Genomic DNA, 17028 nt, shown 5'->3' on the forward strand with positions numbered 1-17028 from the left:
AAATAATGTAGTTATTAGCAATTTAAATAAGAATTGTTCTCATTATTGTATCAATGTGCTATGGTTGCTTGTGCATTAATTAATTTGCGAAATCTGCAAACTATTTTGCAAAATCGTCAGATCATCTATCGTTTAGCGACGAATTACAGGACTTAGGGTGATGCGGGATAAAACGGTCAGTTTAAATGACTTAAGGCATATGATGAGTAAACGGTATCAACACCATCAAATGCGCTTTCAAAATCTTCAGGAAGTTAATCAAGTTGTTATTAATGGCGACCTATTATTTGATAGGTTTCCCTCGGGCTTATCGGTACATTGTTGCGATATTGTTGAAAATAAAAATGGTAGCTGCTCTTCTCAATTATTACCGTGTATAAGCATTAATTTGTTATTTAATGGTCAAGTAAACTTTAGTTTAAGTGACAACACATTTGAGTTTAATGCGAATGAGCGGCCTATTTTATTTGTCAATGTTATCGGTCAACCAGAGGTGTTCACCCGTCATTTAATTCATGGTCACGCCGTTTGTAAAACCAATGTCACCATTGAAAAATCTTGGTTATTGTCACGATGTCAAACAGCAAATGATCGAGCGCAAATTAACGCTATTTTTTCTCATAATGTCGGCGTTTATCAACTGGATGTTACCGATAATATAAAAGTTATTGCTGGGCAATTATTAAAATATAAATTAGCTGGTGGTGTGAAAAATGAGCTACATGCAGAACAGTTAACACTACAGTTCATCAATTCTATTTTACCTTTATTACTGTCGCCAACGCTCAAAGAGCATAAAATTTATAGCGTCACTTCAGGCGCCTTAAATAAAACGAAAAAGATTGAGCAAGTTGCAGATAACAAATTAAAAGATGCACTATTAGCTATTGTAGACGATAACATTAGTCTCAAAGAGTTATCTCTGCAGTTAGGAATTAGCGTTAGTACATTGCAACGAAAGTTTAAAGAAGCTTATCAAGTGACAGCGATTGAGTATTTGCGCATACAACGTTTGGAAAATGCACGAATCGCTATCATTATTGACGGTTTATCTATTGGCGAATCGGCTTATGCAGCGGGTTATACTCATGTCGCCAATTTTGTCACTGCTTTTAAAAAACATTTTGGCGTAACACCAGCCCAACTGCGAAAACAACATTTGGGTAATAACAGGTAAGCTTATATGTTCACATTTACAGCAATAAAACGTTAGTTACTGGCAATCGTTTTAAAGATATCAGCATTTGATCTAACCGCCTCACTCAACAATATCGACTGCTTATTTCGATTAAAGTAGCTGCTATCGTTAGCTGAAACAACTACTCTCTCTTTGCTATTTATATCATAAGAAGTAAGCTGGTACTTACCCTCATTAAATTCTTGGTATAAGAATTGAGAACCAACCTTTTGTATATTAAAGTGGCGACGTTCAATAAAGTTAATGGTACTAAGGTACTCATCATCTAACATTATTTGTGCTTCGCCTACATAATATTGGCCGTCTTTATCTTGCCAAATAATGTCGTCTTGCTCCGCCTGATAGCGAACAAATTGCCATTTAGCGTCAATTGGCTTTAACGTTTCTGAGGCTAAATCGTAATGATGTACTTGCCAATTTTCTCCCACCTTGATGCTAAATGCTAAGGTGCGGTTATCTTTTAGTGATAAACCAGTAATTTCTCTTTGTGGCATTTTCACCACTTTGGCTAGGCCTGTGGTAAAGTCGATGATATGAATTTCGTTAAGACTCAAGGCAACTACGAAAGATTCGTCGGGACTCCAGTGAAGATCAACATAGTGTCTTGCATCGTTAAAATGACTGATTTGACGCGTTGTTTTTTGCTCAAGATCATAAAACCAAATTTCCTCATGGCCTGAAGCAACACTAAGATAAATAATGCTATCGCCAGATTGAGAAAACCTTGCCAATCGTTCATCAACAGATGACTCAGCAACAAGCTGACTTTTTCCGTTATCTAATGATAATAACTTTATATTTTGGTTACTAAACCCGGAGCCAAATAGGTAATCTATGCCATTACTATGACGCATTGGCGGTGATACTTGTTGGTTGCCAGAGTACACCACTTCTCGATCTTCACCCGTTAAATCATAGCTAACAAACTCATAAGCTGGATGCTCACCAAGCAACACCACTCGCTCACCCGTGTGATCCCATATCCCGCAGCAGATAAAGGCATCTTGTTTAAATAACAGGGTTAGCTGATCGGTTGTTAGATCCAGTGAATAAAATCCCTCCCACTGCTGTTTATCGGGCGAGGACAATAACAATTTGTTTTCAACCGGATGCAAATCGTATTGGCTGTTGCCTCCTAATACAAGTTCAGGTTGATTAAGCTTGCGTTTTTCCCCTGTCGATAAACGTAAACTAAATAAGGTAAAGGGCTCACCTCGAAAACTTGCTTCACTAAACACCAGCAAATCATCATCGTGAGTAAAAATAATTTTGCCAAAGCTGCCTGCAGGGCAATTATGAATTAACTTCGGCTCTCCCAACGTCATATCGACAAAGTCACGTAAATAATACTGACAACTGTCTTTAGTTGTCGTCAGATAAACCAGCTTATCACCAGTTTTGTTCCAATCACCTGGGCCAACCCAATTTTCAGCTCCGTGTTCAACAGATATTTGTGATCCATCAACAAGTGATTTTATTCGCAAGTGAATTTTGCCCGATAGAAATTCTGTAAACATCAGGTAATTACCATCCGGTGAAACATGAGGCTGTGATTCTCGGCCTGGATTTCGTGTTAACGCTTTTGATTGTGTGAAAATTTCCGCTGATTTCTCTGCTGGCTGCCATACAGACTGACCCAACCAAACGGTCATGAACAACATAACAAATGCCAGAATCGCAGAGACAATTAAAAGCTGACGTCTTTGTTGTGAGATATGTTTTAACGACCTAATTTCAGGTGAATTAGTATTAGATAAATTGTTATCAGGTATATTGTCTTCTATAGCTTTCAGGGCGTCGACGCTTTCATCAAGGTGTTCTTCACTTATTGCAGTTACGCTTGCAATAAACTTGTAGCCTTTTTTTGGATAGGTCGCGATAAACTTAGGCTTTTTAGCGTCATCAGCAAATACTTTGCGTAGCTTAGTGACGACTCGATTAACTGCGTTATCAGTGATCACACGTCCTTGCCAAACGCCTGCGATTAATTGATCACGGGTAATAATATCGCTATGGTGTTGGCAAAAAAACTTTAATAGCTCTCCTACCATAGGCTCTAATTGTTGTGTTTCTTGCCCATTAATTAAGGTGAGCTTATGGTCACAAAATACAAATTGTTCAATTTGCCAACGCATGTTTATTATTTCACTTATTATTCTATTTATTTGTTTTATTTAATAAAAATAACTTGGTCACCTAAAATCACCACAAATCATGTCGAATTCACTACATCACTTTAGCAATTTTTTATCATGCCCTCATCATTAAACATGAGGTGACACAAGATGTTAATTCTACCTAAAACAAAACCAATAGTAACAATGACAATCTATTTTATTGTGCTATTTTTATCTGCCTTAAATGTTAAAGCACAACAAACAAGCTATGCTAATTTGTCACAGCTTCAAAACGACGCCATAAATTCTGAACAAGATGCAGAGCGACTGTTAACATCAGAGGATTTTTATCAACAATTAGTTAAACTCGCTAAAGCATTACCTGAAGCAATCGTCAGCGAACAATCAACGTTTACTCAAACAGCATTACGTTCAATAAGACAAGAGCAAGATAAACTCAATGCACTTATTGCAAAACAGCAATACCCTCTGGAATATTATCACTACCAGTTATTCCATCAGGCAAAAAATAATAGCCAGCGCTCTCAAAACTTTGAACTAGCATTAACTGCTCAATTTAATCAGCAATTACAAGCTGCTGATAACGAACAGCTTTACAAACTTGACGCAGCCCTAGGTTGGTCAGTCAACAATGCGCTTAATTACGTGTTTAACGTTTTTAAACAACTGAAAGACAACAAGTCACTTAACGAAGCCCAAGTTATTCAATTGGTATCAAACAGTGAAATTTACCATGTTGTTGCTCAGGTAATTCCGGTTACTAAGCCGCTATTAGCGGCAGAAAATCAAAAACGCTATATCATTGAACCCGATGTGTTGATTACCACCAAAGACGGTATTGAACATTCTGCGACAATTGTGCGTTCAAAAACAGATAAACAAAAACGCCCTACAGCTTTTCAATTTACTATTTATGCTGACGAACGTTCACATATAAGAACCGCAACACATGCCGCTGCTCACGGCTATGTTGGAATTGTCGCTAACACTAGAGGTAAACGTAACAGTAATAACGTGATTGTCCCGTGGGAGCATGAAGGAAAAGATGCAACTCGTTTAATAGATTGGATAAGCAAACAAGATTGGAGTGATGGTCGTGTTGTTATGTATGGCGGAAGCTACAATGGTTTTACCCAATGGGCGGCAGCAAAATATCACCACCCAGCACTAAAAGCCATTGCCCCCTATACTGCGGCAAACTTAGCAACGGGTTTACCAATGGAAAACAATATTTTCCTGACCGCAAACTATCAATGGTCATTCCACGTGACCAACAATAAAACCATGGACCAATCCGTATACGGAGACTGGCAATATTGGAACAACTTATACCAAGAGCTATTTACCAGTGGCAGAGCCTTTAAAGAAATTGATGAGCTTGCAGGTAAAGCAAACCTTTGGTTTCAAAAATGGTTAAGTCACCCAAGTTATGATGAGTACTATCAACAGATGGTGCCCTACGGCAAAGACTATCTTAATATTAACATTCCAGTTTTAACAGTAACGGGCTACTACGACGGTGGGCAGATCTCAGCGATTGATTTTATGACTGAGCATTATCGCCATAATCCAAATGCAAATCACAGCTTGCTGATTGGCCCATACAATCACTGGAGTGCACAAAATATTCCTAGAAGTCATTTAGGCAATTACCAACTCGATAAAGTAGCGCTTGAAAAAGACACCGAAGAAACCGTTTTTGCTTGGTTTGATCACCTGTTATACAGCAAAGAAAAACCTGCTTTAGTACAAAACAAAGTGAATTATCAATTGATGGGAAGTAATACATGGCAATTTGCTGATTCTTATCAGGCAATGAATGCTAATGGCATAGATTTCTATCTAGCGGCGCCAAAAAAAGGCCAGTTCCAAATCCTAGGTACCACTAAACCTAATACAATTGCTTCACACCAGCAAGTTGTTGATATGGCAGATAGAAGTGTTCAACACAACCTCGATGCAGTTGATATCATTTCTGATCAACTTGCAGAACAGACTGGCATCGTTTTTCTTTCACAACCATTTGAACAGGATATGCAATACGCAGGTGCACCAACGGGTTACTTTTCAATTGCGGTGAATAAAAAAGATGTAGATATTGGTTTTAACCTTTATCACATACAAGCAGATGGTAAAGCCTTTCATTTAACCCATTATCGCAGCCGTGCAAGTTATGCCAAAGATATGAGCAACAGACAGCTTTTAACGCCTGACCAAAAAACAACTATTCCACTGATTAATGCAAGAATGAATGCAAAACTAATGGAAAAAGGCAGTCGTATTGCATTGGTACTTGATGTAAACAAAAATCACACGACTCAAGTCAATATGGGCACGGGTAAAGATGTGAGTATAGAAACCATTGAAGATGCTGGTGAAAAGTTAAATTTGAAATGGTTTACTGATTCTGTCATTCACCTGCCGGTTACACCATTTAATTACGAGCATTAGAAATCTTTTTGTATAACGAGAGTCAATGTACTCTCGTTTTATCTCTTCAATAAATATGGGTCTTAAACTAACAGATCTGACCTGAGCAAAAAACATACACTTTATTTTATTTGTGCCGATAACATGATCACAATACGCCAATCGTTTAGGCAAGGAATCTAACATGGCTATGATCACTAAGAGTATTAGTGCCAATGTGCAGTATCAGCAGCATGTTCAAATTAAAGAGCAGCGCCTTGCTGCGCCGCCGTTATCGACAAATAAAGCGCAAGCTTCCGCCCCCTCTCCATTAACAACAGACGAAATTGGAGACACCTTGTTAACCAATTTACCCCCAGCACAAAAGACATCAAAAAGCGCAGAACAAGAGATTACTTCACCTGCTGATGAAGAGTCAGCACTGATAAAGTTATTGTTAGCAAAGTTAGTAGAATTTTTAAATCCTGACGATAAAAACAACGCAACACTTGAAATGTTAGAGCAAGATATTAAAACACTGACAAGTGAGCAACTCAGTGCGTTAAACGAAGCTGTCATACCGATAGAGCTTGATAGCCAACAGGAAAATGTTCTACATATCATGGAATTTAAAACTTTTAGCCAAGCGTTAAGCTTTTCTATTGCAGGAGAATTTAGCCAAGGTGATAAACAAATTACCATGAGTTACCAATATAATGCTGAAAGCGCTTACACATATACATCATATCGACAAGTTGATTTGTCGCAATTGAAAGACCCGCTTATCGTTCAATTTGGAGATATACCATTAGGGAATGTTAAAGGCACAACAGAGTTTGACGTCAATAGCGATAATACACTGAACCCGTTGCCGGTTTTTAATGGCGATGTGGGTTATTTAGTTTATGATAAAAACCATAATGGTAGAGCCGATGATGGCACAGAACTATTTGGTCCACAAACCGGCCAAGGATTTAGTGAGCTAGCGACGTTAGACCAAGATGGCAATGGATTTATTGATAAAAATGACAGTGCCTACCATGATCTATACATTTGGCAACCAACGACAAGCAAACGCTCTGGACGTTATATGTCACTGAGTGACGTAGGTATTGCTGGGATCAATACACAAGCCCATGAAACGCCTTTCATCTTTTTAGACAGGCAAGGCAATATCAAGGCCCAAATGCGATATTCAAGTTTTGCTTACGATAATAACTTTCAAGCTCGAGGTGTCCATCAAGTTGATGTCGCCATTTGATTGCCAATAAGTTTATTAATCTCGATTGATAAACTTATTGGCTCATTAAAACGTACTAAAGAAAAGAATGGATAAACGTGAGTTGAGATGCTGTTAGATTTACATAATATTGCCGACACCTTAGCTATTAATAAAGACAAGCATTTATATGCCGTTAATGGCTTACCTTTGTTAACGGTTTATGATGACAATTGGTTTGTCCGTAATGATTATGACGTGTTATCCGTTGGACAACGCCAGTATGTACAAGGGTTTTTGCAACAGTTTGGTTTTAAACAAAAAACCGGCAAAACCATGCAATTGGGCGACATGACTGTGGACTTTCCGACGCCAAAACACACCTTGGCGCTTTCAAGTTACCACCCAGATTATTTAGCGTCTAACAGCAAACGTATTACCATTGTGACGCCAACAACCTTTGCCGAAACCTTGTTTTATCAACTCATCAAGGCTGAAAGTGAAGATGTGTCTGCGATAAAACAGCTTATTAACAAATGCCCCTACAATATCGAGCTGTTACGTGATATCAGCTACAACTCACCAATTGAGCAAATAACCATAGATAGTTATCAAGACTTGCAAACTTACCAACAGCAAGTTGTTGAACAAAAATTTAAACGTAAAAAAGCACTGTAACCTTGATCACAGTACTGACATTAACATTTTGATACTCAACGCAGCCAAGAGTATGGCAAACAGTTTTTTTAATGTTGCTACTGGTAAACTATGTGCAAGCTTTGCTCCCAAGGGGGCGGTAAAAAAGCTCACCGTTGCGATACACAGTACTGCTGGTAAATAAACAAAACCAAATACCCACTCGCGATGATATTCAACTTGCCAGCCATTTAACAAATAACCAATGGTTCCAGCGATAGAAATAGGCAAGCCAACTGCTGCCGATGTGCCAATTGCCTTTTTAATATCAATATTTTTTGCTGTTAAATACGGTACGGTTAATGAGCCACCACCGATGGATACCAGCGCAGAAATCGCGCCAATACCTGTCCCAGAGGCAACCATGTGTGTGGTCGTTAAAGGTTTTGCATCTGACGAGTTTGAATTTTTGAAAAAAGCTTGAAACGCGACATACCCCATAAAAGCAGAAAAAAATATCGCTAAATAGGTGGAATTAAGTTGAGCCGCAACAAACGTGGCTAAAAATGTGCCAAACAACACGCCAACGGCCATACGAGACACAATTAGCCATAACACTGCTTTATTACGTTGATGAGCTTTTAAACTGGCAATCGAAGTAAAAACAATGCAAGCCATCGATGTGCCTAAAGCTAAATGTACAACTTGGTCTTTCGAAACACCTTGTGCGATAAAAATAGAGGTTAGTGCTGGTACCATTATACCACCGCCACCAACTCCCAATAAGCCAGCAACAAAACCAACAACAGCCCCTAAGGCAAGGTAAATGGCAATCCACTCCAAGGTCATAATTTCTTCCAAGCAATTTATTCGATTTCAATTCGAGCGCTAGTGTGCCACAAATGTTGTAACGGTGTTGAAGAAAATTGTGATGATTGATGTTTAATCACTGGTTAACTCTGATAAAATACAGCGCCGTTTCTGTTAGATTTTATTACTGCGCTATGCCAACCACTCACCTTGCTTGTTTTACTGAATTTTCTCAGCCTACAGCTCATCTAAAAATTCCAGCAGAGTTTACCTACCCATTTGCCTATCAAGCAAATCCTTTAGCTAAACTTGCAGCACAAGAATTACAGCAAAAATTACCCCATTTTCATCCTGAAAATTCAACAAATCAGGGGCGTATGTATGGGGTGTTAGTGGTTAAATCACCTGAGGGAAAGTTAGGCTATTTAACGGCAATTTCAGGCAATATCGATACAAAAACTGACAAAAATAGTGATATTGCTTTTGTGCCCAACATAGTAGACGGTTTTGCCAGTGACGAGAAACAACAACAGATACATCAGCATGTAAACCAGATTAATCATGAAATCGCCGCGCTAGAAAACAGTGCCAAATACCAATACGCGACACAACTTTTGCACGCTGAAAAACAATGTGCAGACGTTCAAATAGTAAAACGTCAGCAAACCAACATTGATAACAAAGTGATGCGCAAAGAGCTACGCCGACAATTGCAACTCGCTGAAGCACAAAACACACTTTCGGCAGAACATATTAAACAGCAGAGTATTGAATTATCACGCCAAAGTGTTTTTGATAAAAAAGCGTTGGCCGAATTAAAAACCTATTGGCAACAACGTATCGAAATTGCTCAAGCTAATTATGATACGTTACATCAGCAACTCAGTGGTTTAAAAAAGCGTCGCAGGCAACTATCACACAAGTTACAAAAGTGGCTATTTGAGCAATATCAACTGCTCAACGCAAAAGGCGAAACCAAAGACGTATTAACCCTGTTTAAAGGCACGGTAATACCAAAGCCGCCAGCTGGTAGTGGTGACTGCGCTGCACCTAAACTTTTACAGTATGCTTTTTTGCATCAATTTACCCCAATATGCATGGCTGAGTTTTGGTGGGGCAATGCACCAAAATCTGAAGTTAGAAAACACTTGCAGTTTTATCCTGCCTGCCAAGGTAAATGCCTGCCGATACTAAACCATATGCTTGAGGGGTTAACTGTCGAGAAAAACCCGCTACTTGAAAACCCAGCTGCCGACCTGCCTCTACCCATTGTTTATCAAGATGAACACATTGTTGTTGTCAATAAACCCTCGGGCTTATTATCTGTACCCGGTAAAACCATACAAGACTCAGTCTATCAACGAATTATTGAACAAAACCCTGACGCCACTGGTCATTTAATTTTACATCGATTGGATATGGCAACATCTGGCTTATTGGTACTCGCCCTTTCAACACGAGCCCATAAACATATTCAAAAACAGTTTATTAGCAAGGTAGTACAAAAACGGTATGTCGCACTGATTGATGGTGTAATTGAACAGCAACAAGGTGAAATCACCCTTCCACTTACCCTAGATTTTTACGATAGACCAAGGCAAATGGTCTGTGTCGAAACGGGTAAACCTGCGCATACTAAGTGGCAAAAATTAGCAGAAGAGCATGGTCAAACTCGACTGCTTTTATATCCCATTACCGGTAGAACGCACCAACTTAGAGTGCATTGTGCCCATGCTGAAGGATTAAACACGCCCATCGTTGGTGACGATTTATATGGCACACCTGATGACAGACTCAAACTTCACGCCCAGCGACTGAGCTTTCTTCATCCAATCAGCCAGCAGCGAATGACTTTTGAAGTAGAGCCTGATTTTTGATCATCAAACCGCAACAAGTAGTGATAAAACCAGCAGCAAAGCCATCATTCGGTTAAACCAAATTAAGTATTTCTGTTGATTTAATGTCGATTGCATTTTGTCACCAAGCATCGCCCATACCCCAATGCACGGTAAGTTGATGGCGCCAAAAACTAAGGCAACAATTAAAATCGCAATAATGCTGCCCGTTGGGCTATAAACACTGACAGCCGTTAACGCCATGGTCCAAGCTTTTGGATTGACCCATTGAAATAAAGCAGCCTGTACAAGGGTCATGGGTTTTGCTTCTGTGTTATCTTGCTTGTTTATTGCTGTGGCTGTTGCAATCTTATAGGCGAGATATAAAAGGTAACTAATGCTTAACACTTTTAACACGCTATAACTCATCGGCCATGCATCAAACAATTGAACAATACCTGCCCCCACTAACACTATCATGACAGTAAATCCTATCGCGACACCAAATAAGTGCGGTAACGTCAATTTTAAGCCAAAGTTTACGCCTGAGGTCATTAACATTAAATTGTTTGGTCCCGGTGTAATGGAGGACACAAAAGCAAAAAGTGATAACGCCATGATGATATCTATCGTCATTTAACTTCTCCTATCAAATAAGCGATAGCAATTTTACGCGCAGTAGACGACAATTATTCAGCCTATTAATGTTAAAGAATTAGAGTTTACGCAAGATATGTTCAAAAAAGACAAATTTAACGAAAGAATATTGCAGGAATTAAAGCGCAATGGCCGCATCGCCAATGCCGAACTTGCCGATAAAGTTGGTTTATCGCCATCAGCATGTTTAAGACGGGTGCAAGAATTAGAACAAGCAGGAGTTATTAAAGGCTATCGTGCTATTTTAGACTCGGCCAAATTAGACATAGGTTTTATCGCTTATGTAGCGATAGGATTACGCGACCATTCAACCTCTTCCCAACATGCATTTGAACAAGCATTAATGCCAATAGAGGCAGTCACTGAATGTCATAACGTGACAGGTAGCTATGAATACCTGCTCCGCATAGAAACACGGGACATTAATAGTTATAAAAAAGTACATGCCGACGTATTAGGCGCTATCCCTCAGGTGAGTATGATTGAAACCCATGTGGTCATGGATTCAGCAAAAGATAATCGACATTAATTAAGCAAAATTAGATCAATTTTGTGCAATAGACTAATGTTAAAACAAAGACCAATAAATGTTTTAACATGGATCACGCATGAAAATAGTCTATCTCACTCTTGCGACGTTAAGCTTATTAGCACCTCAGCGCGCGCTTGCCGATAACAATTGGTTTATCAAACCGTTTTTAGGTGTAAGCCAAATGTCAGATGTGATGGCAAATGTTAATAATATAGATGCATTATCTAGTAACGCTGACATCATGTTAGAAAATGGTAACAACGTTGGTTTAGCCTTTGGATTCCGATACAACGACGTGTTAGCCGTTGAATTTGCTTGGGAAAACAGAAGTAATGACGCTGAAATACAGTTAAATATGGGTGGGCAATATAACGATGGTCATTACGACTCTAGTCTTATTCTCATTAACGGTTATTATTATTTTAATACCAACTCAGCATGGCACCCATACGCTGGCGTTGGTGTAACTTGGGCTCAGGACGTTGAACTTGAGCTTAAAGACGAAAACAACAAAATGACCTACAGTGGTGATGGCGACAATGGTTTTCAATTGTTTATTGGTGTTGAATATGAGCTAACTAAACAGTGGGCAGCGCAATTTGAAGCTAGGTATGGCGCGATTAACAACTTATCTTTGATCAGTGACAAAGCACCCGGAGCTTTTCGCTCGCTAGACTATGAAACAATGACCGCACAACTGGCCATTAGTTATTATTTTTAAATCTACTGCGGAGCTAACACGCCCTATCTTTTGCGATGTCAGCTCTGTTAACAGTTAACTTGACTTAAAAATAAGCATTCCTTAAAATCGGCGGCAGGTTGCAGAGACGCCTATTCCGCCAAAGATGATATCACTCTGAACATTTCGTATTTTTATCAGTTCAATTTGAACTAAGTAGGCTTAGCGGAGCGCCGACATTACTTAGAGGAATTGAATTGTGATCTCACATCTCCCTATTGAAAAACGACAACAAACAACAGGTTATAAATATCTTTGTCTGCTCTTGTTTTGTTTTTACGCTACACACGGCGAGACAACTCTAAACGCTGCGTTAAAAATTTCTTTAGTTATTAGCCCGGCCTGGTCATGTCAATTAGAGCTTAACGTGGAGTAGCATATGGAACTTGCGATAAACGAAATTAAATTACAGGCAAAAAAGTTACACAAACGTCTCAAATCGGGCGAAATGATAACGGCAAAAATAGAAAAACAACTAACACGTTTAAACACTAATTTAACTGAATTAAAGCTTAAACACTGTTTAACTATTGTGTCACAGCAACTTGGCTTTGTGCACTGGCACCAAGCGCATCAATTTTTTTCAGGTATTAGCGAAAACAATACGCCGTTAAACTGGGGAACTTACTTATACCCCGAGCAAAATGATGTTTTTATTAACGAATGGTTTGCAGACTATTCACAAGCTAAAATTGTATTAGAAAAACATCCGCAGATTAAATGGCTATTGCCTTACAAACAGCAATTTATTGTCGTGGAAAAAGACTTTATTGACCGTTTTAAACTCGATCCGCAAGCAACTGAATTATGGCGCTTTATCAATCATGATTTAAAAGCCAGTTACAACAGCAAAGCTTGGGATCATGTGACCGCTGCAATATTAAAACAGCGGTTTTTGAATGTAACTTAACGACATTTAAACCTTTATAAATGTACCAAGATTGACTGCTGGTCTTTCTTGGTCATTTTATTCACCACTAGCTGAAACGAGTTATCGATCATTCTCTCTATTTCCCCTTGTGGTACTGATCCATCTAAAATCACCGTATTCCAAAGGGTTTTATTCATGTGGTAACCGGGAATAACAGATGAAAATATATCTCTTAACATAATCGCCTCTTCCGGCTCACACTTTAAGTTAACACAGTAAAAACCCGCCATTTTTTCCCCGCAGTCTTTTTCTGAGCCAGTGCCCAACGCTAAGGTAGCAAACATTTTATTTTTGACCTTAAACACTTTAACTTCCGGCCCAAACGGGTAATCAAAAGCGCTATAGGGTTTTGATAATAAATATTGTTCTACTTGTTGTTCATCCATTTTATTCTCCTTAGCCTAGGCGATTAATTTGGTTAATTCGCCATAATATTACCCAGCTTTCTTACCTAACGTTTTGAATTTCAGGTTACTTGCCCGAAGGCGATTTGATAGTATCAATTTATGCGCTATATCATAGACGCGATCAATTCGATGAAGCAAAAGCTTTGATATAGGGTGACAAAAATAATACAAGTGGCACAATACATCGTATTGAAGCCAAGAGCGTTAGTTCATTTTAGGAAGTTGGATGAAAAAAATATTATGCATATTACTGCTATTTGGCAGTACTTGGACATATGCAGCCGAACAAGCGGAAGCGATTTTTAAACAGTTAGCACCTTCTTTATATCAGATCAGAATCATTGATAAAGCCAGTGGCGAAAAATCTTCTATTGGCTCTGGCTTTCAAATCAGCGCCGATGGTGTCGTCGCAACTAACTACCATGTTATTTCAAGCTTTGCTCGTCATCCCGCAAAATATCGAATTGAATATATAGACGATCAAGACAACAAAGGTGATTTATCTCTATTAAGTATTGATGTTGTTAACGATCTAGCATTGGTTAAACGTCAAGTAGAAACCGAAATGCCTTTTTTTGAAATTTCACAAGCTGCCCCAGTAAAAGGCGAAGAAATATATTCATTAGGTAATCCACATGACTTAGGCATGATAGTTGTGCCAGGCACCTATAACGGATTGAAAAGTGAATCCTTTAGTGATCGTATTCATTTTACCGGCTCAGTTAACTCTGGTATGAGCGGTGGTCCCGTTGTTAATAAAGAGACAAAAGTTGTAGGTATTAATGTTGCAACCTCAGGTAACCAAATAGGCTTTTTAGTCCCTCACGAAAAACTTTTAGCACTATACCAAGCGTATCAAAATGATGAATTGCCTGATATTGCTCAACAAATGCAAAGTCAACTAACCGATTATCAACATCAGTTAGTAACCGAATTGTTAGAAAGTCCATGGCAACTTAAAAATTTGGGCTACGGGCTTGTTCCAACCATTGATGTACCTTTCATTCGTTGCTGGGGGGAGTCAAACGCAGATAAACAAGATGCAGTCATGTTAATGGTATTAGCAAATTGTTCACTGGAAGAGAACCTCTATATCGATAGTAACTTTTACACCGGCTCACTTGAAATGGAGTTTCGTTATTTACAAGCTAAAAAATTAAGTGATATTAAATTTTATCAGCTATTCCAGCGCCAGGTTTCCCGAGTGATGCCAGGTAATAAAGCTGATAAAGAAGATGTTACCGAGTTTAAGTGTCAGCATGATATCGTCATGCCACAGAGCCAAGGTATCAACAACAAAGCAATTTTCTGTACTCGAGCTTACAAACAATTTGATGATTTATATGATGTGCTTTATTTAGCTATTTCTGTAGACCACCATCAGCAAGCTTTGATCAGCCACTTTACTTTTGCTGGTGTATCAAAACAAAGCGCACAATCGTTTACTAAACAATTTATGGAATCTGTGACATGGAAATAATTATTGAAGAAGTAAGTCGCGGCCATAAAGTTATCAGTAGAGATAAATTTCTTACCGATCATGTCTCTATAGGTCGAGCCTATCATAACGACATTATTTTATCGGATCCGCATATTTGTCCTGATCATTTAACCTTAGAGTTTGACGGGCAACATTGGCGTGTAAAAGATTTAGACAGTATCAATGGTAGCTTTCTCGGTGAAGGGAAAAAGTCAGCCGATGGGCATGTTGTGAACTCTGGCGACGTTATTCGTTTGGGCAAAAGTCAAATACGTATCTTATTCCCACATCATCCAGTAAGCGACAGTATAAGCCTTAGTCCGTTTGAAAACTTAATCAACGCAACTAAACAACCTGCCGTTTTAATTTTTAATGTGTTGTTATTCACATTAATCACGGGTTGGTTATATTTCCTTAATAGCCCTAAAGACATTAATTTTACACAATATGTTGTACCTGCTGCGGGTATTACTTTGGTGTTTGCTATCTGGCCAATTGGTATCGCTCTGGTTTCACACCTAACGAAACACGACGCAAGAATTTGGACACAACTTGGAGTATGTTTCGTTTTTTACAACCTAACTTGGGTAAGTGACTTCTTAGAAACCGTTGTTAAATTTAATAGTTCCAGCCAATCGATGTTAGCTTATTTAATGACGTTACTTCCTATCTCGTTAGCTTTTATTTTGTTCTGGTTAAATACCTATATTGGCTTTCATGTTAGCAATAGAAGAAGAACAGCAATTGCCGCGGGCTTAACACTATTACTATTTGGCGGTACTTATTTGATTCAACTAAGTAAAAAACCTGACTTTAGTGTTAGACCACAATTTGATTCAACCTTATTAACACCTAGCTTCTTAGTGACTGAAAGCAGTAGTGTCGATGAATTTATAGACGCATCAAATAAGCTCTTTAATAAAGTCGACAAAGCGGCGAAAGAAAAGGAATAAATCTAGGGTAATTTTATTTAGTCGGCGAGTGTCAGCAAATTTTACACTCGCCATTATTTTTGTACAATTCACCTAAAACCCCTCCCAATAAACTGTTCATTTTTTCAACACCTTAAGTGGTTATTTTTTAATCTGGCATGAGACTGGCATTATCTCTTGTAGGCTAAGGACGGCAGACAAATTTAAACTGTATCGACTTAACCGGGAGATTCACTATGAACTTCAAAAAAGCGCTAGCAATAGGATTGACTTCTATTGGCTTGTCAATGTCAGCACAAGCATCTGATATCAACGTGGGTGGGGTAATATGGGATCCCGACTCAGTTAATGCATTCCCTGATGCTGAAGATTTTTTCAGCAGCGGTAACTTATTTGAAAACGCTGTGGCGAACCCTGGAGATATCGTCAATGGCTTCGGTATTTTTGATCAATTCAATAGCGATGCGAATAACGCAGCAAGCTTTTGCCCAGGATGCGAATTAACATTCACATTTTCAATGGAACTTGTCGCTTTCACTCCAATTTCTGGGACGACAGGAACATTCGACTTTACAAACTTAATGATCAACATTTACGTAGATCATGCACCAAACTATGCAGGCACAAGCGCAACAGCCTCTGAGGGTAATTTGTGGCTTTCACTTCAAGGTGCAAGTAACCTAACTGGTATTGGTACCAATCTAGGTACAGGTTCAGACACCGGTACAGGGTCAGCCTTGTTAAATGTAGTTGGTGGGTTAGCAGCTTCAAACTTTGATACCAATGGCGAAGCTAGCGGTACAGATTTAGTTTTATCTTCTTCTTTCCAACCAGGTGGCCCAAACGGAATGTTAAAAGGTGGATTTGAATTAACAGGTAATTCAATTCCAGAACCAACCTCTATAGCGTTGCTAGGACTTGGACTATTAGGGTTTGGCGCATCGAGAAAATTGGTTACTAGAAAATAGCACCGCCAGTATAAATCTCTCAATCAAAGTGCCCGTATCAATTATTCACGGGCACTTTATTCACTACCTTTATATTGAATCTTGTATTCCATTCAAGAGCTGTAAAAACCATTTTCACTTTTTATGTTAGTGAAGTT

The 17028-nt window shown here is 38.8% G+C and carries 15 protein-coding genes; 11 read left to right on the forward strand and 4 right to left on the reverse strand.

From position 1 onward, the window contains the following. Window positions 1–160: 160 nt before the first annotated feature. The gene (locus tag IE199_RS14920; RefSeq protein WP_189772081.1) at window positions 161–1177 is read left to right on the forward strand and encodes a helix-turn-helix transcriptional regulator; all 1017 of its coding nucleotides are present in this window, start codon (window positions 161–163) and stop codon (window positions 1175–1177) included. 32 nt (window positions 1178–1209) lie between these two features. Here the strand turns inward: IE199_RS14920 and IE199_RS14925 are convergent, their stop codons facing one another. Beyond that, the gene (locus tag IE199_RS14925; protein ID WP_189772083.1) at window positions 1210–3333 is read right to left on the reverse strand and encodes a winged helix-turn-helix domain-containing protein; all 2124 of its coding nucleotides are present in this window, start codon (window positions 3331–3333) and stop codon (window positions 1210–1212) included. Window positions 3334–3483: 150 nt separating this feature from the next. Between IE199_RS14925 and IE199_RS14930 the strand changes: the two genes are divergently transcribed. The 3 genes from IE199_RS14930 (at window position 3484) to IE199_RS14940 (ending at window position 7642) form a co-directional block, all read left to right on the forward strand. Continuing rightward, window positions 3484–5787 carry a CocE/NonD family hydrolase gene (locus IE199_RS14930; RefSeq protein WP_189772085.1) on the forward strand — a complete coding sequence of 768 codons (2304 nt, stop codon included), beginning with the start codon at window positions 3484–3486 and terminating at the stop codon, window positions 5785–5787. A 163-nt stretch (window positions 5788–5950) separates the two neighbouring features. Then, window positions 5951–7006, forward strand: a complete 1056-nt coding sequence (locus IE199_RS14935; protein WP_189772087.1) for an SPM autocatalytic domain-containing protein — start codon at window positions 5951–5953, stop codon at window positions 7004–7006. Between the two features lie 87 nt (window positions 7007–7093). Then, entirely contained in the window at window positions 7094–7642 is a 549-nt protein-coding gene (locus tag IE199_RS14940) for a hypothetical protein (protein WP_189772089.1), read from the forward strand. A 6-nt stretch (window positions 7643–7648) separates the two neighbouring features. Here IE199_RS14940 and IE199_RS14945 read toward each other — a convergent pair whose 3' ends face one another. Beyond that, window positions 7649–8449 (reverse strand): sulfite exporter TauE/SafE family protein, encoded by an 801-nt coding sequence (locus IE199_RS14945; RefSeq protein WP_189772091.1) that lies wholly within the window; start codon window positions 8447–8449, stop codon window positions 7649–7651. A gap of 89 nt (window positions 8450–8538) precedes the next feature. Here IE199_RS14945 and IE199_RS14950 point away from each other — a divergent pair, with 89 nt between their 5' ends. Continuing rightward, on the forward strand, window positions 8539–10287 hold the full coding sequence (locus IE199_RS14950) for an RluA family pseudouridine synthase (protein ID WP_229854753.1): 1749 nt from the start codon (window positions 8539–8541) through the stop codon (window positions 10285–10287). Between the two features lie 3 nt (window positions 10288–10290). Here IE199_RS14950 and IE199_RS14955 read toward each other — a convergent pair whose 3' ends face one another. Continuing rightward, on the reverse strand, window positions 10291–10881 hold the full coding sequence (locus IE199_RS14955) for a LysE family translocator (protein ID WP_189772093.1): 591 nt from the start codon (window positions 10879–10881) through the stop codon (window positions 10291–10293). A 97-nt stretch (window positions 10882–10978) separates the two neighbouring features. Between IE199_RS14955 and IE199_RS14960 the strand changes: the two genes are divergently transcribed. From IE199_RS14960 to IE199_RS14970, 3 genes are all read left to right on the forward strand, one after another. Continuing rightward, window positions 10979–11431, forward strand: a complete 453-nt coding sequence (locus IE199_RS14960; RefSeq protein ID WP_189772095.1) for an Lrp/AsnC family transcriptional regulator — start codon at window positions 10979–10981, stop codon at window positions 11429–11431. Between the two features lie 79 nt (window positions 11432–11510). Beyond that, window positions 11511–12155, forward strand: a complete 645-nt coding sequence (locus tag IE199_RS14965; RefSeq protein WP_189772097.1) for an outer membrane protein — start codon at window positions 11511–11513, stop codon at window positions 12153–12155. Between the two features lie 397 nt (window positions 12156–12552). Continuing rightward, entirely contained in the window at window positions 12553–13083 is a 531-nt protein-coding gene (locus IE199_RS14970; RefSeq protein ID WP_189772099.1) for a hypothetical protein, read from the forward strand. Window positions 13084–13097: 14 nt separating this feature from the next. Here the strand turns inward: IE199_RS14970 and IE199_RS14975 are convergent, their stop codons facing one another. Continuing rightward, a complete protein-coding gene (locus IE199_RS14975) occupies window positions 13098–13490 on the reverse strand; it encodes an MmcQ/YjbR family DNA-binding protein (protein ID WP_189772101.1) in 393 nt (130 codons plus the stop codon). A gap of 247 nt (window positions 13491–13737) precedes the next feature. On the opposite strand from IE199_RS14975, the gene IE199_RS14980 reads away from it, so the two are divergent. The 3 genes from IE199_RS14980 to IE199_RS14990 all read left to right on the forward strand — a co-directional run bounded on the left by IE199_RS14980 (window position 13738) and on the right by IE199_RS14990 (window position 16891). Further along, the gene (locus IE199_RS14980; protein WP_189772103.1) at window positions 13738–14991 is read left to right on the forward strand and encodes a S1 family peptidase; all 1254 of its coding nucleotides are present in this window, start codon (window positions 13738–13740) and stop codon (window positions 14989–14991) included. Next, window positions 14982–15944 (forward strand): FHA domain-containing protein, encoded by a 963-nt coding sequence (locus IE199_RS14985; protein WP_189772105.1) that lies wholly within the window; start codon window positions 14982–14984, stop codon window positions 15942–15944. Before IE199_RS14980 ends, IE199_RS14985 begins: the two co-directional genes overlap by 10 nt. A gap of 215 nt (window positions 15945–16159) precedes the next feature. Beyond that, window positions 16160–16891: a PEP-CTERM sorting domain-containing protein gene (locus IE199_RS14990; RefSeq protein ID WP_189772107.1), complete on the forward strand. Its 732-nt coding sequence runs from the start codon at window positions 16160–16162 to the stop codon at window positions 16889–16891. Window positions 16892–17028 lie beyond the last annotated feature (137 nt).

Origin of the sequence: Thalassotalea marina (assembly GCF_014656435.1) — a bacterium.
Lineage (GTDB): Bacteria > Pseudomonadota > Gammaproteobacteria > Enterobacterales > Alteromonadaceae > Thalassotalea_C > Thalassotalea_C marina.